Raw genomic sequence first — 21,007 nt, 5'->3', positions numbered from 1 at the left:
AACAGCCGTACAGTCGTGTTGCCATCAGAGGTTGTGTACAATCGAGCTGTTTTTTACGTGATACTTGCCAGCGACCCGCTGTGCCGTATTACAGTCACGGTCAATTCGCCGCAGTTCTCCCGACTCGAGTGCCCATGAACGAACAGTTGCAGCCCCTCAAGAAACAACCGCGAGCTGGTAAAGCCGGCCGCAGCGGAACCCAGGACGATATTGTCTATGCGCATATCTTCGAGGCCATCCTCGAACAACGCCTGGCGCCCGGTACCAAGTTGAGCGAAGAGGCGCTGGGGGAGATTTTCGGGGTCAGCCGCACGATCATCCGCCGGGCATTGTCACGCCTGGCCCACGAAGGCGTGGTGTTGCTGCGGCCCAATCGCGGTGCCGTCGTGGCGAGCCCGAGTGTCGAGGAGGCCCGCCAGGTGTTCATGGCCCGGCGCCTGGTGGAGCGGGCGATCACCGAACTGGCGGTGCAGCATGCTACGGCCGAACAACTGGCTGAGCTGCGGCAGATGGTCAGCGATGAGCGCGACAGTTTTTCCCGTGGCGACCGCGGCGCCGGCATCCGTTTGTCTGGCGAGTTCCACCTCAAGCTGGCCGAAGCGGCGAAGAACGCCCCGCTGATCAGTTTCCAGCGCAGCCTCGTGTCCCAGACGTCGCTGATCATCGCCCAGTACGAAAGCGGCAACCGCTCCCACTGTTCCTACGACGAACACACTCAGTTGATCGACGCCATCGAGGCGCGCGATGCGACGTTGGCGGTGGACCTGATGATGCATCACATGGACCACATCGACAGCAAACTCAACCTCGACGAAGAAAGCGCGTCGGATGACTTGCATGCGGTGTTCTCGCATTTGTTGCAGAGCAAGAAACCGGGGCGGTCGACCGCTAAGCTTTGATGGGTTGAATCAGCCTGATCGTTCCCACGCTCTGCGTGGGAACGCAGCCCGGGACGCTCCGCGTCCCAAAAGCCGAACGCAGAGCGTCCGTTGAGGCATTCCCACGCAGAGCGTGGGAACGATCAACAGCCAATAAAAATCTACCGCTGATGCACCAACCTGCCGGCCGCATAAGTCTGCGCCACTGTCCGGTCATCCCCCAGCGTCATCAACACGAACAACCGCTCGGCAATGTCCTTGGCCTGCTTCAGGCGATAGCTCAGCAGCGGCGTGGCGTTGTAGTCCAAAACCAGGAAATCCGCGTCCGTCCCCGGCTGCAACGTGCCGATCTTGTCCTCCAGGCGCAGGGCCCGGGCGCCGCCGAGGGTGGCCAGGTACAGCGACTTGAACGGGCTCAGCCGCGCGCCCTGCAACTGCATCACCTTGTAGGCTTCGTTCAGGGTGTGCAGCAGCGAAAAACTGGTGCCGCCACCGACGTCTGTGCCCAACCCTACGTTCACCTTGTGCTTCTCGGCCATCGGCAGGTTGAACAGGCCGCTGCCGAGGAAAAAGTTCGAGGTCGGGCAGAAGGCGATGGCCGAGCCGGTCTCGGCCAGGCGCGCGCATTCGTCGTCGCACAGGTGCACGCCGTGGGCGAACACCGAGCGCTCGCCGAGCAGCTGGTAGTGATCGTATACGTCCAGGTAACCCTTGCGCTCCGGGAACAGTTCCTTGACCCATTGCACTTCCTGCAGGTTCTCACTGATGTGGGTCTGCATGTACAAGTCGGGGTATTCCCCCAGCAATTGACCGGCCAGGGCCAGTTGTTCCGGGGTGCTGGTGGGCGCAAAGCGTGGGGTCACGGCGTAGTGCAGGCGACCCTTGCCGTGCCAGCGCTCGATCAGCGCCTTGCTCTGGGTGTAACTGGATTCGGCGGTGTCGGTCAGGTAGTCCGGGGCGTTGCGGTCCATCATCACCTTGCCGGCGATCATCCGCAGGTCGAGCTTCTGGGCTACTTCGAAAAACGCGTTCACCGACTGCGGATGCACGCTGCCGAACACCAGCGCGGTGGTGGTGCCGTTGCGCAGCAATTCCTTGACGAAAATATCCGCCACCGCGTCGGCGTGGGCCTTGTCGGCGAACTGGCTTTCGCAGGGGAAGGTGTAGGTGTTGAGCCAGTCCAACAGTTGCTCGCCATAGGCGCCGACCATGCCGGTTTGCGGCAGGTGGATGTGGGTGTCGATCAAACCTGGGGTGATCAGCGCGTCCGGGTAATGGGCGATTTCGATATCCGCCGCCAGGGTCGGCAGCAGGTCATGGGCGTGGCCGATGGCGCTGATCTGGCCGTTCTCCACTACCAGCAAACCGTCTTCGAAATATTCGTAGGACGCTTCGATACCTACTTCGGCCGGATCGGCGAGGCTGTGGAGCAGGGCGGCGCGGTAGGCTTTGCGTGTCAGGGGCATGGGAATTCTCAAGGAGTGTTCAACGGTTCGCCTGGCTGCGGCGCGAGGCCGGCAGCAGCTTGGCAATCGGTTCGGCGCGCACGGTGTGCTGGCCGAAATCGGCGTTATAGGTGGCGATGATTTCGCCGGCGATGGAGATGGCGATTTCCACAGGCAACTTGCCTTTGACTTCGCCGATGCCCATCGGGCAACGCATGCGTTGCAAGGTGGTGCTGTTGAAACCACGATCGCGCAGGCGATGTTCGAACTTGACCCGTTTGGTCTTCGAGCCGATCAGGCCGAAGTAGGCGAAGTCGTTGCGCTTGAGGATCGCGGCGCTCAGTTCCAGGTCGAGCTGATGGTTGTGGGTCATGACGATGCAGTAGCTGCCGGCGGGCAATTCGTCGACTTCATCCAGGGGCTCTTCGGTGACGATCTTGCGTACGCCGTGGGGCAAGTGTTCGGGGAATTCCGCCTCCCGCGAATCGATCCAGCGTACCTTGCAGGGCAGGCTCGCCAGTAGTGGCACCAGGGCGCGGCCGACATGGCCGGCGCCGAATACGGCGATCTGCGCCTGGACCTGGCCCATGGGTTCGAACAGCAACACGGTAACGCCGCCACAACACTGGCCCAGGCTCGCACCGAGGCTGAAGCGCTCCAGATGGGTATTCTGTTGGCCGCTGGCGAGCATGTTCCGGGCGATCTCCATGGCTTTGTATTCCAGGTGCCCGCCACCGATGGTGTCGAAGATCTGGCTGGCGCTGATGACCATTTTCGAACCGGCGTTACGCGGCGTGGAGCCGAGTTCCTCGATGATCGTCACCAGAACGCAGGGTTCGCCGCGGGTTTGCAGGTCGGCGAGGGCGCTGATCCAGTTGTACATAATTCACCTCGACTGATCGTTCCCACGCTCTGCGTGGGAATGCATCTTTGGACGCTCTGCGTCCGCTCTTCAAACTTCGACGCAGAGCGTCGGGGGCTGCATTCCCACGCAGAGCGTGGGAACGATCATCAAACGGCTTCGGACTCAGCTTCCTCAGCTTTCACGGCCTTCAACCCCCGCATCTGCTCACACCCCCACAACACCCGCTCCGGTGTCGCCGGTGCATCGATTTTCGGTTGATGCCGGTAATCCCCCAGGCTCGCCACGGCGTCCTTGATGGCGCACCACGCGGCGATGCCGAGCATGAACGGTGGTTCGCCCACGGCCTTGGAATGGAACACCGTGTCTTCAGGATTCTTGCGGTTTTCCACCAGCTTGACCCGCAGGTCCAGGGGCATGTCGGCCACGGCGGGAATCTTGTAGCTGGCCGGGCCATTGGTCATCAGCTTGCCCTTGTCGTTCCACACCAGTTCTTCCATGGTCAGCCAGCCCATGCCCTGGATGAAACCACCCTCGACCTGGCCGATGTCGATGGCCGGGTTCAGCGAGGCGCCGACGTCGTGGAGGATGTCGGTGCGCAACATCTTGTACTCGCCGGTGAGGGTATCGACGATCACTTCGGCACAGGCCGCGCCATAGGCGTAGTAGTAGAACGGCCGGCCACGGGCCTGGCTGCGGTCGTAGTAGATTTTCGGGGTCTTGTAGAAGCCGGTGCTCGACAGCGAGACCTGGGCGAAATACGCCTGCTGCACCAGCGCCTCGAAGCTCAGGATGTGATCGCGCACCCGCACATGGCCGTTGTGGAATGCCACGTCTTCTTCGCTGACCTTGTACTGCCGCGCGGCGAACTCCACCAGGCGTCGCTTGATGGTTTCGGCGGCATTCTGCGCGGCCTTGCCGTTCAGGTCGGCGCCGCTGGAGGCCGCGGTGGGCGAGGTGTTCGGCACTTTGTCGGTGTTGGTCGCGGTGATCTGCACGCGGTCCATTTCCACCTGGAACACCTCGGCCACCACCTGGGCGACCTTGGTGTTCAGGCCCTGGCCCATTTCGGTGCCGCCATGGTTGAGGTGGATGCTGCCGTCGGTATAGACGTGGATCAAGGCGCCGGCCTGGTTGAGGAAACTGGCGGTGAACGAAATGCCGAATTTCACCGGGGTCAGCGCCAGGCCTTTTTTCAGGATCGGGCTGTTGGCGTTGTAGCGGCGGATCGCCTCGCGGCGCTCGGCGTACTGGCTGCTTTCTTCAAGCTCGGCGGTCATTTCCTCGAGCATGTTGTGCTCGACGGTCTGGTAGTAGTGGGTGACGTTGCGTTCGGTCTTGCCATAGTAGTTGGCCTTGCGCACCGCCAGCGGATCCAGACCCAGGTGCCGGGCGATGGCATCCATCACCTCTTCGATGGCGACCATGCCTTGGGGCCCGCCGAAACCACGGTAGGCGGTGTTCGACGCGGTGTTGGTCTTGCAGCGGTGGCCGTTGATGGTGGCATCGCCCAGGTAGTAGGCGTTGTCGGCATGGAACATCGCCCGGTCGACGATGGAGGCCGACAGGTCCGGCGAGCAACCGCAGTTGCCGGCCAGTTCCAGGGCGATGCCGTGCAAGCGCCCGCTGCTGTCGAAGCCCACGTCGTATTCGATGTAGAAGGGGTGGCGCTTGCCGGTCATCAGCATGTCTTCGACCCGGGGCAGGCGCATCTTGGTCGGCTGCCCGGTGAGGTGCGCGACGACCGCGCACAGGCACGCCGGGCTGGCGGCCTGGGTTTCCTTGCCGCCAAAGCCGCCGCCCATGCGGCGCATGTCCACCACGACTTTGTTCATCGGCACGCCCAGCACTTCGGCCACCAGCTTCTGCACTTCGGTGGGGTTCTGGGTCGAGCAGTAGACGATCATGCCGCCGTCCTCGGTGGGCATCACCGAGGAAATCTGGGTTTCCAGGTAAAAGTGTTCCTGGCCGCCGATGTGCAGCGACCCCTGGAGGCGATGTTCGGCGCTCGCCAGAGCCGTGGCCGAATCGCCACGCTGGTGGGTGTGGCTGTCGAGTACGAAATGCCGCTTGCGCAGGGCTTCGACCACATCCAGCACCGGTTTCAGGTCTTCGTATTCGACGATGGCCGCCATCGCCGCCTTGCGGGCGGTTTCCAGGTCTTTGGCGGCGACGGCGAGCACCGGTTGGCCGACGAACTGCACGTCATCGATGGCCAGCAGCGGGTCGCCGGGCAGCAGCGGGCCGATGTCCTTCAGCCCCGGAATGTCGGCATGGGTAATGGCGATGCGCACGCCTTCGAAGGCGTAGCAGGGCGCGGTATCGATGCGGATGATCCGGGCGTGGGCGCGGTCCGACAGCCGGGCGTAGACGTGCAACTGGTTCGGGAATTCCAGGCGGTCATCAATGTACTGCGCTTCGCCGGACACATGCTTGGCGGCGCTGTCATGCTTGACGCTGCGGCCTACGCCAGTGGTCAGGTCGCGGGCGAACAGCTCGGCCAGTTCGGCTTGGGTCTTCTCTACGGTGTGGTGGTTAGACATAAGCGGTCACCCGAGTCTCGATGTGCGGCGTTTGCAGTTCGATGAAGTATTTGCGCAACAGGTTGCGGGCGCTGAGCAGGCGGTATTCCTTGCTGGCGCGGAAATCCGACAGCGGCGTGAAGTCCTCGGCCAGGGCCGCGCAGGCGCGTTCGACGGTGCTGTCGGTCCACGGCGCACCAATCAATGCGGCTTCACAATGCTTGGCGCGCTTGGGTGTGGCGGCCATGCCGCCGAAGGCGACGCGGGCGTCGCGGACCACGCCGTTGTCGATGCGCAGGTTGAACGCCGCGCACACCGCGGAAATATCATCGTCCAGGCGCTTGGACACCTTATAGGCGCGGAACGCCTGTTCGGCACTGGCCCGGGGCACGATGATCTTTTCGATGAATTCGCTTTCCTGGCGCGCAGTGACCCGGTAGTCGATGAAATAGTCCTCCAGGGCCAGGGTGCGACGGGTCTGGCCCTTGCACAGCACGATTTGCGCGCCCAGGGCGATCAGCAGGGGCGGCGAGTCGCCAATCGGCGAGGCGTTGCCGATGTTGCCACCGAGAGTGCCCTGGTTGCGGATCTGCAGCGAGGCGAAGCGTTGCAGCAGTTCGCCAAAGTCCGGGTATTCGGCTTTCAGGGCTTCGTAGCAATCGGAGAGGGCGGTGGCGGCGCCGATCTCCAGGCGATCGTCGAAACGCTCGATACGTTTGAGTTCGGCGACGTTGCCCACGTAGATCATCACCGGCAGGGTGCGGTGAAATTGCGTGACTTCCAGGGCCAGGTCCGTGCCGCCGGCCAGCAGGCGCGCCTGGGGATAGGCGTCGTAGAGATCGGCCAGGTCGGCCACGGTCAGCGGCACCAGGCAGCGTTTGTCGCCGCTGTTGAGCTCGCCTGTCTCGGTCGGTGCGATGGCTTTGAGGCGAGCGATGGTCTCGGCCTCACGGGCGTCGAACTGGTCCGGTTGCTGGCCGCAGCAGGCCTGCTCGGCGGCGGCCAGGATCGGCCGATAGCCGGTGCAGCGGCACAGGTTGCCGGCCAGGGCTTCGTGGGCTTTGTGGGCGTCGGGCTGCTCGCTGTTTTTTTGCAGGGCGAACAGCGACATGACGAAGCCTGGCGTGCAGAAACCGCACTGCGAACCGTGGCAATCGACCATCGCCTGCTGGACGCTGTGCAGTTGGCCCTGGTGCTTGAGGTCTTCGACGCTGATCAGTTGCTTGCCGTGCAGGGACGAGACGAAGGTCAGGCACGAATTGAGGCTGCGATAGCGAATACGTTCGCGGCCATTCGCGTCCGTTTCCAATTCGCCCACCACCACAGTGCATGCACCACAGTCGCCGCTGGCGCAGCCTTCTTTGGTGCCCGGTTTGCCAACATGTTCGCGCAAATAGTTGAGCACGGTCAGGTTCGGGTCCAGGGCGTGCTCGCTACGGAGTTCCTGGTTGAGTAAAAACTGGATCACGGAAGGCCTCGCAGACTCATTATTGTTGTATCGACATGGGCCTGAATTTATCAGGTCTGACTTTTCGGTCAATGATTTTCTGACTTAAAGGTCAGGAAAATTTGTTTAGTCGATCAACTGCCGTGTTTGGTCAGTATGGACCCATTGTGGGAGCGAGCTTGCTCGCGATAGCGCCGGGTCTGTCGATGCGTTCATCGGCTGGTGCGCCGCCATCGCGAGCAAGCTCGCTCCCACAGGTCTGGTTCAGGATGAAGAGCTCAAACTTTTTTGCTTATATCGTGCCAAAAACCCGCTGCAGGCCCTGCGCCATGACGTATCGAGTGCGCTACACTGCGCCGCTTGTGCAGATCGAAGAGTTTGAAGGACAACCATGACGTTCAAGGCCCCGGACAGCCTCGCCGAGCAAATCGCCCACCATCTCGCCGAACGCATCATTCGCGGCGAAATGAAGCCGGGAGAGCGCATCCAGGAACAGAAGGTCACGCTGGCGCTCAATGTCAGCCGCGGCTCGGTCCGCGAGGCCTTGCTGATCCTGGAACGACGCCACTTGATCGCGATCCTGCCGCGCCGTGGCGCCCACGTCACCGAACTCACCGAGCACAAGGTGCGCAGCCTCTGCGCGCTGATGAGCGAGCTGTACATCCTGCTGGGCAACGCCGTGGCCCATGGCTGGAAAGAACAGGCCGACATGGCGCCGTTCGTGGCCATCCAGCAGCGTCTCAAGGACGCGTTTGCACGCCAGGACATCCGCACTTTCGTCGATGAAAGCTTCAGCGTGATGCGCGCCGCGTATCCGTTCGCCAACAACCCTTACTTGCAGGAAACCGTCGAGAACCTGCAACCGGCCATGAGCCGTGCCTATTTTCTCGCCCTGGAACAACGCAAGGCTGAGATGGGCGAGTTCCTCGAACTGTTCCAGCGCCTGCTCGCCGCTGTGCTGGCCCGCGATCTGCCGCAGATCCGCATTGTGCTCACGGCCTACGCCCAGCGCAGTTGCGATCTGGTGGTTTCTGCCCTGACGGCGGCCTGACGTGCGGCTCAAGTGCATCAAGTTGGCGGGGTTCAAATCCTTCGTCGACCCGACCACGGTGAACTTCCCCAGTAACATGGCGGCGGTGGTCGGACCCAACGGTTGCGGCAAGTCGAACATCATCGACGCCGTGCGCTGGGTGATGGGCGAGAGCTCGGCCAAGAACCTGCGCGGCGAGTCGATGACCGACGTCATCTTCAACGGCTCCACCAGTCGCAAACCGGTTAGCCAGGCGAGCATCGAGCTGGTGTTCGACAACTCCGACGGCACCCTGGTTGGCGAATATGCGGCTTATGCGGAAATTTCCATTCGTCGCAAAGTGACCCGCGACAGCCAGAACAGCTATTTCCTCAACGGCACCAAGTGCCGGCGTCGCGACATCACCGATATTTTCCTCGGTACCGGCCTGGGCCCGCGCAGCTACTCGATCATCGAACAGGGCATGATCTCCAAGCTGATCGAAGCCAAGCCCGAGGACTTGCGCAATTTCATCGAAGAGGCTGCGGGGATCTCCAAATACAAGGAGCGGCGGCGCGAGACCGAAAACCGCATTCGTCGCACCCATGAAAACCTGGCGCGCCTGACCGACCTGCGCGAAGAGCTCGAACGCCAGCTCGAACGTCTGCACCGCCAGGCCGAGGCCGCCAAGAAGTACCAGGAATACAAGGGCGAGGAGCGCCAGCTCAAGGCCCAGCTTTCGGCCCTGCGCTGGCAGGCGTTGAACGAGCAGGTCGGCCAGCGTGAAGCGATCATCGGCAACCAGGAAGTCAGCTTCGAAGCCCTGGTGGCCGAGCAGCGTAATGCGGACGCCGCCATCGAGCGCTTGCGCGACGGTCATCATGACCTGTCCGAGCGCTTCAATCTGGTGCAAGGACGCTTCTATTCCGTGGGGGGCGACATCGCCCGGGTCGAGCAGAGCATCCAGCATGGGCAGCAACGGCTGCGGCAGTTGCAGGATGATTTGAAGGAAGCCGAGCGGGCGCGCCTGGAAACCGAATCGCACCTGGGCCACGACCGCACGCTGCTGTTGACCCTTGGCGAAGAGCTGAACAGGCTCACGCCGGAGCAGGAAATCACCAGTGCCGCCGCCGAAGAGGCCGCCGCGGCCCTGGAAGAAGCCGAACTGACCATGCATGGCTGGCAGGAGCAGTGGGACAGTTTCAACCTGGCCTCGGCCGAGCCGCGGCGCCAGGCTGAAGTCCAGCAGTCGCGCATCCAGCAGTTGGAAACCAGTATGGAGCGCCTGGCCGAACGCCAGCGCCGCCTGTCCGAAGAGCGCGCCTTGCTCGCGGCGGACCCGGAAGATGCAGCGATCCTGGAACTGAGCGAACAACTGGCGACCAGCGAAGCCACCCTCGAAGACTTGCAGGCCAGCGAAGACGCCCAGGTCGAACGCCTTGAGCAACTGCGCCAGGCCTTGCAATTGGCCTTGCAGAACCAGCAGCAGGGCCAGGGTGAGTTGCAGCGGCTCAATGGGCGCCTGGCTTCGCTGGAGGCCTTGCAGCAAGCGGCGCTGGACCCGGGCACCGGCACCGCCGAGTGGCTGCGCGACCAGCATCTTGCCGAACGCCCGCGGTTGGCCGAGGGCCTGAAGGTCGATGCCGGTTGGGAGCTGGCGGTGGAAACCGTACTGGGGGCCGACCTGCAAGCGGTGCTGGTGGACGACTTCGGCGGCTTCGACCTGTCGGGCTTTACCCAGGGCGATCTGCGCCTGCTCAGCCCGGCCGGCGACGGGGTGCGAATTCCCGGCAGCTTGCTGGACAAGGTCGAGGCCCAGGTGGACCTGTCGCCCTGGCTGGGACAGGTCAAACCGGTGGACAGCCTTGATCAGGCCTTGGCCCTGCGCGGGCAATTGGCGGCCGGCGAAAGCCTGATCAGTCGTGACGGGTATTGGGTTGGCCGGCATTTCCTGCGGGTGCGCCGGGCCAGCGAAGCCGAGAGCGGCATGCTCGCCCGTGGCCAGGAAATCCAGCGCCTGGGCGCCGAACGCGAAGAGCGCGAAGCCAGTGTCGAAGCCCTGGAAAGCGAATTGCAAAACCTGCGGGCGCAACAGCGTCAACAGGAAAACGGCCGCGAACACCTGCGGCGGCTGTTGCAGGATGAAGCGCGCCAGCAAGGCGAGCTCAAGGCGCAGTTGTCGGCCGGCAAGGCCAAGGTCGAGCAACTGGCGCTGCGTCGCACCCGCCTGGAAGAAGAAATCGCCGAACTGGGCGAGCAGCGGGCGCTGGAGCACGAACAGATCGGCGAGGCGCGCTTGCAACTGCAAGAAGCCCTCGATGCCATGGCAGTGGACACCGAGCAGCGTGAGCTGCTGCTGGCCCAGCGTGACAGCTTGCGTGAGCGCCTGGATCGGGTGCGCCAGGAAGCACGTCAGCACAAGGACCACGCCCATCAGTTGGCGGTGCGCCTGGGCTCGCTCAAGGCGCAATACGATTCCACGCGCCAGGCCTTGGAACGGTTGGAAATGCAGTCCGAACGCCTGACCGAAAAACGCGAGCAGTTGAGCCTCAATCTGGAGGAGGGCGAGGCACCTTTGGAAGAGCTGCGCCTCAAGCTCGAAGAGTTGCTCGACAAGCGCATGAGCGTCGACGAGGAGCTCAAGACGGCACAGATCGCCCTGGAGGACGCCGACCGCGAACTGCGTGATGCCGAGAAGCGCCGCAGCCAGGCCGAACAGCAATCCCAACTGATCCGCGGCCAGATGGAACAGCAGCGCATGGAGTGGCAAGCCCTGACGGTGCGGCGCAAGGCCTTGCAGGACCAATTGCTGGAAGACGGCTACGACCTCGACGGCGTGCTCGCCACCCTGGTGGCCGGGGCGAACGAGAAGGACGCCGAGGAAGAACTGGAGCGTATTGCCCAGCGTATCCAGCGCCTGGGGGCAATCAACCTGGCGGCCATCGACGAGTACCAGCAGCAGTCCGAGCGCAAGCGCTACCTGGACGCCCAGAACGATGACCTGGTGGAAGCCCTGGAGACCCTGGAAAACGTCATCCGCAAGATCGACAAGGAAACCCGCAACCGCTTCAAGGATACCTTTGATCAGATCAACGGCGGTTTGCAGGCCCTTTTTCCAAAAGTTTTCGGTGGCGGCAGCGCCTATTTGGAACTGACGGGCGAAGATTTACTCGATACAGGGGTGACAATCATGGCGCGTCCTCCTGGCAAGAAGAACAGCACCATCCATTTGCTCTCCGGTGGCGAAAAAGCGCTGACCGCGCTGGCCCTGGTCTTTGCCATTTTCAAATTGAACCCGGCGCCGTTCTGCATGCTCGACGAGGTCGACGCGCCACTGGACGACGCCAACGTAGGCCGTTACGCACGGCTGGTGAAGGAAATGTCTGAAACGGTGCAGTTCATCTACATCACCCACAACAAGATCGCTATGGAAATGGCCGATCAGTTGATGGGGGTGACCATGCATGAGCCGGGCTGTTCGCGACTGGTGGCGGTGGATGTGGAGGAGGCCATGGCCATGGTGGATGCCTGAACAACCGGTTGTAGGGCTTCTACTCCGAACGCTGTAGGTATTTTTTACCCAGGGGGTTGATGTTCAATTCACAGATTGGGCACAAGCCTATGCGACAGACGGTGTAAAGTTATCTTTGGTCGTGCTAGTTTAATGTCAATTTTTCGTATGCGTGGGCAAAACGCCATTCAGAACATAGAGTTGGCGCCACGTTTTAAAGCGGTTTGCAAATAGCTAAGCCCCTTATTTTTCAGCATTTTTATAGAGGCACGGGATTACATGGAAATCGGTCTGCGCGAGTGGCTGATCGTCATCGGCATCATTGTCATTGCCGGTATTCTTTTCGACGGCTGGCGTCGCATGCGCGGCGGCAAGGGGAAACTGAAGTTTCGCCTGGATCGCAGCCTGTCGAACCTGCCCGATGAGGATGACAGCGCTGAACTGCTGGGCCCGCCGCGGGTGCTGGACACCCACAAGGAGCCGCAACTGGACGAGCACGATTTGCCCTCCATGAGCGCGCCTGCCCGCGAGCCACGGGAGTCGGGCTCCAAGCGCGGCAAGCGCAACAGCGAGCCGTCCCAGGGTGATTTGAACCTGAACCTCGACCTGGATGGTGGGCCGAGCTTCAGCAGTCGCGACGGCGACTTTCCGGATGAGACCAAGACTCCGAGCGCCGACAAGGATCAGGCCCAGGCTGAAGAAGTGCTGGTGATCAGCGTGATCTGCCGCGACCCGGCCGGCTTCAAGGGCCCGGCGTTGCTGCAGAACATCCTCGAAAGCGGCCTGCGTTTCGGCGAGATGGACATTTTCCACCGCCACGAAAGCATGGCCGGTAACGGCGAGGTGCTGTTCTCCATGGCCAACGCGGTCAAGCCCGGTGTGTTCGACCTCGACGACATCGATCATTTCAGCACGCCGGCGGTGAGTTTCTTCCTCGGCCTGCCGGGCCCGCGTCATCCCAAGCAGGCCTTCGACGTGATGGTGGCCGCGGCTCGCAAGCTGTCCCAGGAACTCAATGGTGAACTGAAGGATGACCAGCGCAGTGTGTTGACCGCCCAGACCATCGAGCACTACCGCCAGCGCATCGTCGAATTCGAGCGCCGGGCGCTGACCCAGAAGCGCTGAGGCCAAGGATCGCTGGCCTGTAGGAGCTGCCGAAGGCTGCGATCTTTTGATCTTTCGCTTGAGATTCAAGTGTCAGGGGAAAGATCGCAGCCTCGTTGCACTCGTCAGCTCCTACAGCTCCTACACGCGATCAAAGTATTGAGAATGAGCAGCCCAGGCTGCTCTTTTGCTTTATGAGAGAACACCCATGAACGCCGTCGAAACCCGCATCCAACAGCTGCGCACAGAGTTGGACCAGCACAACTACCGCTATCACGTCCTCGATGAGCCGAGCATCCCCGATGCCGAGTACGACCGCCTGTTCCACGAGCTCAAGGCCCTGGAAGAGCAACATCCGGAACTGGTCACCAGCGACTCCCCGACCCAGCGGGTCGGCAGCGTGGCGCTGTCGGCGTTCAGCCAGGTGCGTCACGAGATCCCGATGCTCAGCCTGGGCAACGCCTTCGACGAAACCACCATGCGTGAATTCGATCGGCGGGTGACGGAAGGTCTCGACCTGCCCATGGGCGACTTGCTGGGCGGTGGCGCGGCGGTGGAATACAGCTGCGAGCCGAAGCTCGATGGGCTGGCGGTCAGCCTGTTGTACGAGGACGGCATGCTGGTGCGCGGCGCCACGCGCGGTGACGGCACCACGGGCGAGGACATCAGTGTCAATGTGCGCACCGTGCGCAACATTCCCCTCAAGTTGCACGGCACTGGCTGGCCACCGCTGCTGGAAGTGCGCGGAGAGGTGTACATGTCCAAGGCCGGCTTCGAGCGTCTCAACGCTACGCAGCTGGAGGTGGGCGGCAAGACGTTTGCCAACCCGCGCAACGCGGCGGCCGGCAGCCTGCGTCAGCTCGACTCCAGGATCACAGCCAATCGGCCCCTGGAGTTCTGTTGCTACGGCATCGGGCAGGTGGCGTCGGACATCGCCGACACCCACATTGGTAACCTCAAGCAGCTCAAGGCCTGGGGCCTGCCCATCAGCCGTGAGTTGAAGCTGGCCCACGGCATCGATGAATGCCTGGATTACTACCGTGACATCGGCGAGCGGCGCAACGCGTTGCCCTACGAGATCGACGGCGTGGTGTTCAAGGTCAACAGCATCGCCTCCCAGCGCGAGCTCGGTTTCCGCGCCCGGGAACCGCGTTGGGCCATCGCCCACAAGTTTCCCGCTACTGAAGAGCTCACCGAGTTGCTGGACGTCGAGTTCCAGGTCGGCCGCACGGGCGCGGTGACTCCGGTGGCCCGCCTCAAGCCGGTGAAAGTCGCCGGCGTGACCGTGGCCAACGCCACCCTGCATAACATGGACGAAGTGGCGCGCCTGGGGGTGATGATCGGTGACACCGTGATCATCCGCCGCGCCGGGGATGTGATCCCGCAGGTGGTGCAGGTCGTCACCGAGCGCCGTCCGGAAAACGCCCGCCCGGTGGAGGTGCCCCAGCAATGTCCCGTCTGTGGCTCCCACGTTGAGCGCACGCAATTGATCAAGCGCAGCAAGGGCCGTGAAACCATCAGTGAAGGTGCGGTGTACCGCTGCGTCGGTCGCCTGGCCTGTGGCGCGCAGCTCAAGCAGGCGATCATTCACTTCGTCTCGCGTCGGGCCATGGACATCGAGGGTCTGGGCGAGAAGAGCGTCGAGCAACTGGTGGATGAGGGGCTGGTGGGATCGCCTGCCGATCTGTATGCCTTGACCTTCGAGCAGGTGGTCGACCTGGAAGGCTTCGCCGAACTGTCGAGCAAGAACCTGTTGGCCGCCATCGTCGACAGCAAAAAGCCGAGCCTGGCGCGTTTCATCTATGCCCTTGGCATCCCGGACGTGGGCGAGGAGACCGCCAAGGTCCTGGCTCGCTCCCTCGGTTCGCTGGAGCGCGTGCAGGCGGCCTTGCCTCAGGTGCTCACGTACTTGCCGGACGTCGGCCTGGAAGTCGCCCACGAGATCCACAGCTTCTTTGAAGACCCGCACAACCGCCAGGTGATCAAGGATCTGCTGCGCCATGGCCTCGAGATCCAGGACCAGGGCGAGTTGGGTGCCGAGTTTTCCGCCAGCACCACCCTGGGTGGCTTTCTCGACAAGTTGCACATTCCTTCGGTAGGGCCGGGTGGGGCGCAGAAACTGGCGGACAAGTTCGGCTCGCTCGAAGGGGTGATGAACGCCGATTGGCTGGACATGCGCCAGGCGCTGCCGGAAAAGCAGGCCAACGCCGTACGGGAGTTCTTCGCCATCGCCGCCAACCGTCAGCAGGCCGAAGCGGCGCAACAGCAGTTGCGCGACTTCGGTATGCACTGGCAAAGCGAGAAAAAAGTCGTCGAAGGCTTGCCCGAAGCAGGGCACACCTGGGTGCTGACCGGTTCGCTGGAGTTGATGAGTCGTGACGTTGCCAAGGACAAGCTGGAGAGTCTGGGGGCCAAGGTCGCCGGTTCCGTGTCGGCGAAAACCCATTGCGTGGTGGCCGGGCCGGGGGCGGGTTCGAAATTGACCAAGGCCAATGAGCTGGGGCTCAAGGTGCTCGACGAAGCGGCGTTCGTGGCTTTTTTGAGTCAGCATGGCATCACGGTTCAATCGTGAAGGTTCCTCGCCACGGTTTATTCGGTGTTGTGACGCAGTGCGGGGGAACGATCCGACACGGAGCATGATCTAGTCTTGCAGGCTCCAGGGAGAGATCGCCATGTACCGCTTCTTCGAACAACTGAGTTCACGCATCGCCGCGCCGTTCCTGGGCGATCGGTCACGAAACAGCAAGGTCTGGCCGTGTCGTTGCGGCCAGTCGTTGTTCTTTCGCAACAGCCAATGCCTGGCCTGCCTGGCGGCCCTGGGGTATCAGCCCGAGCAGAGTCGCCTGTCGTCCTTGCAGCCCGCTGAGCAGCCCGACACCTGGACGCTGGATGCCGATCCGCAAGCCGGGCTGTTCCGCCGTTGCGCCAACCTCGACACCCCGGCGGCCTGCAATTGGCTACTGCCGGACAATGGGCGCGATACCCTGTGCATCGCCTGCAGCCTGAACCGCACTATCCCCGACCTGTCGATTCCGGAAAACCCTGAGCGCTGGTGCAAGGTCGAGATCGCCAAGCGTCGGCTGGTGGCGCAACTGATCACTCTCGGCTTGCCGGTCATCCCGAAAACCGTCGACGAAAACATCGGCCTGGCGTTCGATTTCATCGGCGTCGACCCCGATGGCACGCCTCCGACCACGGGGCATGCCAGCGGATTGATCACCCTCGATATCAAAGAAGCGGACGATGCCCATCGTGAGTACGTGCGCCAGCAGATGCGTGAGCCGTATCGCACCTTGCTCGGGCATTTTCGTCATGAGGTGGGGCATTACTACTGGGATCGGCTGATTGCCAACAGCCACTGGCTCGAGGCGTTTCGCGAGTTGTTTGGCGACGAGCGCGCCAGCTACGCCGATGCTCTGGAGCGTCACTACCAACAAGGCGCGCCGCAGGATTGGCAAACCCGCTACGTCAGCGCCTACGCCACCATGCACCCTTGGGAAGATTGGGCGGAAACCTGGGCCCATTACCTGCACATGATGGACGCGGTGGACACGGCCCTGGGCTTCGGCATGAGTGCCCGGGAGATGGATTTCGACTACCAGCCGTTCCTGCCCGAGACCTTGTACGACGCCGAACACGCAGGCGGCGCGGCTTTCCTCTCGTTCGTCAACGCCTGGATCGAATTGGCCGGCATGCTCAACGAGTTGTCCCGCAGCATGGGCCAGCCGGATTTCTACCCGTTCGTCGTACCGGCGGCGGTGATCACCAAACTGCATTTCATCCATCTGGTGATCCAGGAAGAGGGCGGTCGGGCGGATGAGGTATTGTTGTAGTTTTCTGTGGAGGCAGCTTGCAACCCTGTTGAAGCGCAGATCCCCTGTGGGAGCGAGCTTGCTCGCGATAGCGACAGGTCAGCTTGCAATCATGCCGGATGTGTCGACTTCATCGCAGACACGCTTTGTTCCATAGCAAGTACTTGAACATCTTCAGTTTTTTAATCCGCCGCGAACGGTTGTAACTTCTTGCCAGATAGGTACAATGGCGCGGCTCGCCGTCAGGCGGGCGTCGTTATGGTGACCCCATCGGTCCCCCCGCAACGATTACCCGTGAACCTGGTCAGATCCGGAAGGAAGCAGCCACAGCGGGAACATTGTGTGCCGGGGTGTGGCTGGTGGGGTTGCCTCCATAACGCCCAAGCCTTCATTCGCAAGGTTTGCCAAATTCAAAATTTCTGGTTGTTTTGCTGATCGATACCGATCGGTCCTTTCCGCTGCCCAGGCTTTGGCCGGACAGGGCTATCGGGCGTCAACGTCAACAAGCCGGCCGGTCCTGTGCACCGACAGGACCGGGCCCTGCGGTCAGTACTGAGCCTTCACATACTCGGCAATCGGTTCTTGCAAAAGATCCTGTGGATGATCCCCGCCGAAAGTCGCCCATTTGCTTTTACCGGACAAGATCGCAGATCCCAGCGGCTGTGCGCCAGTCGGGCCGTAAATAGCGAGTTTCACTTCAATCTTGTCGGGGAGGCCCGACCATTCCGTGGCGCGTTCTTCCCAATGCAGGATTTCCGGGATGACGTAATAGCCCGAGGGGCTGTTCTGTCTCAGGCAGCTCAATTCACGGCACGCGCCCACTACCGTCACACGGTTGGTGTAATAGGAGAAAGCCGTCTTGACAGCGGCGGCTGTCATATCGCCGGAGGCAGGGTAGGGTGTTGTTTCGTAGCGGCCGTCGACCGGTATGGCGATGGTGACGGGCATTTGTCGATCAAGTTTTCCCGGGTTGGGGAGTACGTCTTGTTGCGCGTATTTGGCGGTGCAGCCGGTGGCGAGTATCGAGACCAGAATGATCGAAAGTTTATGCACGGAATCCCCTGGGATTTTGTTGTGTCGACGAGTCGGTGAGCGTCATCGGGACGCAGGAATCAGCGCGTCGATAGTCCGGGTTCGTGGCAAGCGCTGTCAACGTGACATTATGTCGTGCGTCATCCTCGGAATAAGACAGGCGAGCAAAGAGAAGCCTGGCCTGTCTCGCCTCGACAGGCCAGGCTGCTCTTTCACTGTGTCAAGGCTTGGACAAGGCCTGGTCCACGGCTGCGATCAGCTTTCCCAGGTCCTTCGGGGTGGCTTTGTGTATGACACCGAACAGGTACGCCCGCTGTTCGTCCTCATCGGCCATGTCGGCAAAAAAGGCTTTCAGTTGCACATCCAGCACATTGGCAAGCAGGAACAAGGCTTCGACGCTGGGGGTGTAGGTGCCGGTTTCGAAGCGGCTGATGGTTTTAGGGTCAAAACCGGTTTTTTCGCCAAGTTCAGCCTGAGTAAGCCCCGCTACTTTGCGGTAGCGTCTGATGGCCGGACCCAAACTCGAAATTTGCATCGCTTAATTCCCATTTAGAATCAAGAACTTAACGATAGATTTTCGCATTAGGCAACCGCTTGATCCATCACCTTGCTTTGCAAAGTGTGATGTGTTTCGTAGAATCGGCCTTTGGCACGGGTATTTGGTGACCTGCTTTTCGAAGCCGAGGTGCGCGCGGGGGCCGGGCCTTGTGTTCTTGCCACGATACAAGGCAAGGGCTGAAGCGCTCCCTTGGCATCGCCAGGACCCGCGCTCCAGCTTCTCTCAGAGTGTTTGAGCCTAGTTGATTTTCGCCTGTCTTGAAGGCGGTGCAACCGCGCGCGACAAATGAGCCTGACTCATGGATGACTGCTTCGATGGATAAGAAGTACCGCAGGGCCGTTGACGCCGCCGCGATTTTTTCCGAGACCGATCTGAGCGGGCGCATCACCTACGTCAACGATCAATTCTGCAGTCTTTTCGGTTACCGGCGCGATGAGCTGCTGGGCGCGAACCATCGCCTGCTCAATTCCGGCCAGCACCCTGGCGAGTTCTTCAGCGCCATGTGGCGCACCATTGCCCTGGGCCAGGTCTGGAAAGGGGAAATCTGCAACCGGGCCAAGGACGGTACGCTGCACTGGGTCGACACCACCCTGGTGCCGGTGATCGACGACCAGACAGGCCAGATCGAGCGTTACCTGGCGATTCGCTTCGATGTCAGCGAAAAGCGTCGCCTGCTGCATTCATTGCAATGGCGGGTCGGTCACGATGTGCTGACCGGTCTGCCCAATCGTACTTATCTGTCGGATCTGCTGGACCAGGCCCTGGAGTTTTCCCGAGCGGAAAACTTGCCCCTGGCGGTGTGCATGCTCGACCTTGATGGCTTCAAGGCGGTCAATGACGGCTATGGTCACGCCAGCGGTGATCGATTGTTGGTGGAGGTCGCCAGGCGCCTGCGCAGCATTGTGCGTGGCGAGGACGTGGTGGCGCGGCTGGGCGGGGACGAGTTTGTGCTGGTGCTGCGCCATGTGCGTGGGATGGAAGAGCTGCATGCCGCGTTGAACCGGGTGTTGATCGCCGTCTCGATGCCGTATGCCATTGTCGGCAAGGACATCAAGGTTTTCGCCAGTATTGGCGTCACGTTGTTCCCGTGGGACAACGAAGACGCCGAGACCTTGTTGCGTCACGCCGACCAGGCGATGTACGTGGCTAAACAAAGCGGTCGCAATCGTTTCCACTTGTTCGATGTGTCCCGGGACAAGGAGGTGCGGGCCACTTACCAGACAGTCGAGCGGGTCCGCCAGGCACTGGCCGATAACGAACTGCGGCTGCATTTCCAGCCCAAGGTCAATATGCGTCATGGCACCGTGGTCGGCCTGGAGGCGTTGCTGCGCTGGAAGCATCCGCAACGTGGCCTGGTGCCGCCTCGGGAATTCTTGCCCTTGGTGGAGGAGACAGACCTGATCGTCGAGATCGGCGAGTGGGTCATGGAACAGGTCTTGACCCAGTTGCAACGGTGGCAGCAAGCGGGGCAGGGCTGGCCGGTGAGCATCAATATCTCGGCGCGGCATTTCCAGCGGGCGGATTTTGTCGAGCGGTTGCGACAGGTGTTGGAGCGGCATTCGGCGGTGCCGCCACGGCTGTTGGATCTGCAGATTGTCGAGTCCGTCGCCGTGGAGAACCTGGCCCACGTCAGCGCCTGCCTCCAGGCATGCCAGGCGCTGGGCGTGGGGTTTTCCCTGGGCGGTTTCGGCACTGGCTACTGTTCGCTCAATGACCTCAAGCACCTGCGCACGCAAACCATCAAGATCGACAAGACCTTCGTGCGCGACATTCTCGATGACCGTGACGACCTGGCGCTGACCGAAGCGGTGATCGGTCTGGCTCGGGCGTTTGGCCGCGAGGTGGTCGCCGAAGGGCTGGATAGCCTGGAGCATGGCCAACTGCTGCTGAGCCTGGGCTGCGAGGTGGCACAAGGTTATTTCATCGCCCGGCCCATGCCGCCCGCACAGATACCCGGCTGGGTGCAGGGGTTCGTCCCGCCGTCGCAATGGCAGCAGCGGCCAGGCGATCAGGGCGAGGACGCCTCGCTTTCTGCCCGCGATGCTTCACTGCGACCGGTGTAGAGCTGGATGATCGCGTCGATTTCTCCGGACGTCTTCATGTTCAGCAATGTCCTCAGGATGCGTTGTGCGGGAATGTGCGGATCATTGCGCACATAACAGCTCAATAGTTGCTCCTGCAGGACACCCACCTCATGGACTTGGCGATCAGCGGTATGACGTTGATTGAACCAGTCCAGCGCCCATTGGTTACTGATCCCATAGCGATAACGCCCGGCCAGCAGTTTCGCCAGCACTTGTTCCTGGCTGCGGGCATCGTCGCGGCGCAGTTGGCCGGCGTCGAACAAGGGTTGTAAGGTCGGGTAGTTATAGCCGAGCACCGTGCCGATGGGTTGGGGGGGCAGCGTAGTCGGCGTTACCGTCGCTGATGCGCTTGTCGTGGCGACAAGCAGGTCACGTTGGAAAAACAACGGGATGCTCCACAGATAATCACTGTTGTCTTTCACCCAGTCAGGGCTGACATAGCAACGTATGTCGATCTCGCCGTGTTTCATGGCGCCGTCGAGCCGGGCGCGGGAGAGGACGTGGAATTGCGCGGGCCTTCCTACCTGGGTCGCCAGGCTGGTCATGATGTCGGGAATGATGCCCTGGGTCGGGCGGCCTCGTTCGATCTGCACCATGGGCATCGCCCAGCCGTCGGTAATGGCGAAACGCAAGGGGCCTTCCTCGGCAAGACAACCGGTACTCAACAACAGCAAAGCCCCCATGGCTGAGCGCATAAACTCTCCTGGCTGTGTAAAACCGTGTCGACAACGAGCCCCCTGGC

General features: G+C 61.8%; 14 protein-coding genes and 1 other RNA gene. 8 read left to right on the top strand and 7 right to left on the bottom strand.

The features are described from left to right. Positions 1–134 precede the first annotated feature (134 nt). The gene (locus tag BM317_RS01530) at positions 135–899 is read left to right on the top strand and encodes a GntR family transcriptional regulator (protein ID WP_003183531.1); all 765 of its coding nucleotides are present in this window, start codon (positions 135–137) and stop codon (positions 897–899) included. Positions 900–1,039: 140 nt separating this feature from the next. Here the strand turns inward: BM317_RS01530 and guaD are convergent, their stop codons facing one another. From guaD to xdhA, 4 genes are all read right to left on the bottom strand, one after another. After that, positions 1,040–2,344 (bottom strand): guanine deaminase, encoded by a 1,305-nt coding sequence (guaD, locus tag BM317_RS01525; RefSeq protein ID WP_092166682.1) that lies wholly within the window; start codon positions 2,342–2,344, stop codon positions 1,040–1,042. 19 nt (positions 2,345–2,363) lie between these two features. After that, a complete protein-coding gene (gene xdhC, locus BM317_RS01520; RefSeq protein ID WP_092472819.1) occupies positions 2,364–3,206 on the bottom strand; it encodes a xanthine dehydrogenase accessory protein XdhC in 843 nt (280 codons plus the stop codon). A 128-nt stretch (positions 3,207–3,334) separates the two neighbouring features. Continuing rightward, positions 3,335–5,728 (bottom strand): xanthine dehydrogenase molybdopterin binding subunit, encoded by a 2,394-nt coding sequence (gene xdhB / locus BM317_RS01515; RefSeq protein ID WP_092472818.1) that lies wholly within the window; start codon positions 5,726–5,728, stop codon positions 3,335–3,337. After that, positions 5,721–7,175, bottom strand: a complete 1,455-nt coding sequence (xdhA, locus tag BM317_RS01510; protein ID WP_092472816.1) for a xanthine dehydrogenase small subunit — start codon at positions 7,173–7,175, stop codon at positions 5,721–5,723. Before xdhA ends, xdhB begins: the two co-directional genes overlap by 8 nt. A gap of 370 nt (positions 7,176–7,545) precedes the next feature. On the opposite strand from xdhA, the gene BM317_RS01505 reads away from it, so the two are divergent. The 6 genes from BM317_RS01505 (at position 7,546) to ffs (ending at position 16,955) form a co-directional block, all read left to right on the top strand. Then, on the top strand, positions 7,546–8,205 hold the full coding sequence (locus BM317_RS01505) for a GntR family transcriptional regulator (protein ID WP_092166678.1): 660 nt from the start codon (positions 7,546–7,548) through the stop codon (positions 8,203–8,205). Position 8,206: 1 nt separating this feature from the next. Beyond that, on the top strand, positions 8,207–11,695 hold the full coding sequence (smc, locus tag BM317_RS01500) for a chromosome segregation protein SMC (protein WP_092472814.1): 3,489 nt from the start codon (positions 8,207–8,209) through the stop codon (positions 11,693–11,695). Between the two features lie 258 nt (positions 11,696–11,953). Then, positions 11,954–12,799, top strand: a complete 846-nt coding sequence (gene zipA, locus BM317_RS01495) for a cell division protein ZipA (protein WP_092472812.1) — start codon at positions 11,954–11,956, stop codon at positions 12,797–12,799. Between the two features lie 187 nt (positions 12,800–12,986). Then, positions 12,987–15,350 (top strand): NAD-dependent DNA ligase LigA, encoded by a 2,364-nt coding sequence (gene ligA, locus BM317_RS01490; RefSeq protein ID WP_092472810.1) that lies wholly within the window; start codon positions 12,987–12,989, stop codon positions 15,348–15,350. Between the two features lie 100 nt (positions 15,351–15,450). Then, positions 15,451–16,611 carry a zinc-binding metallopeptidase family protein gene (locus BM317_RS01485; RefSeq protein ID WP_092166669.1) on the top strand — a complete coding sequence of 387 codons (1,161 nt, stop codon included), beginning with the start codon at positions 15,451–15,453 and terminating at the stop codon, positions 16,609–16,611. Positions 16,612–16,858: 247 nt separating this feature from the next. Next, positions 16,859–16,955, top strand: an RNA gene (gene ffs / locus BM317_RS01480) — signal recognition particle sRNA small type. Positions 16,956–17,136: 181 nt separating this feature from the next. On the opposite strand, the gene BM317_RS01475 is transcribed toward ffs, so the two are convergent. After that, positions 17,137–17,643 carry a DUF4823 domain-containing protein gene (locus tag BM317_RS01475; RefSeq protein WP_092472809.1) on the bottom strand — a complete coding sequence of 169 codons (507 nt, stop codon included), beginning with the start codon at positions 17,641–17,643 and terminating at the stop codon, positions 17,137–17,139. A 199-nt stretch (positions 17,644–17,842) separates the two neighbouring features. After that, positions 17,843–18,157, bottom strand: a complete 315-nt coding sequence (locus BM317_RS01470) for a helix-turn-helix domain-containing protein (protein ID WP_053120652.1) — start codon at positions 18,155–18,157, stop codon at positions 17,843–17,845. Positions 18,158–18,495: 338 nt separating this feature from the next. On the opposite strand from BM317_RS01470, the gene BM317_RS01465 reads away from it, so the two are divergent. Further along, a complete protein-coding gene (locus BM317_RS01465; RefSeq protein ID WP_092166667.1) occupies positions 18,496–20,244 on the top strand; it encodes a putative bifunctional diguanylate cyclase/phosphodiesterase in 1,749 nt (582 codons plus the stop codon). On the opposite strand, the gene BM317_RS01460 is transcribed toward BM317_RS01465, so the two are convergent. Further along, complete coding sequence (locus BM317_RS01460; RefSeq protein ID WP_092166666.1) at positions 20,190–20,960, bottom strand: substrate-binding periplasmic protein; 771 nt, start codon at positions 20,958–20,960, stop codon at positions 20,190–20,192. The two genes, BM317_RS01465 and BM317_RS01460, sit on opposite strands and share 55 nt — an antisense overlap. Positions 20,961–21,007: the final 47 nt, after the last annotated feature.

The sequence above is a fragment of the Pseudomonas sp. NFACC24-1 genome (assembly GCF_900115235.1).
Taxonomy (GTDB): Bacteria; Pseudomonadota; Gammaproteobacteria; order Pseudomonadales; family Pseudomonadaceae; genus Aquipseudomonas; species Aquipseudomonas fluorescens_AA.
The sequence above is the reverse complement of the archived record's forward strand: the minus strand, read 5'-3'. Positions and strand labels throughout refer to the sequence as shown.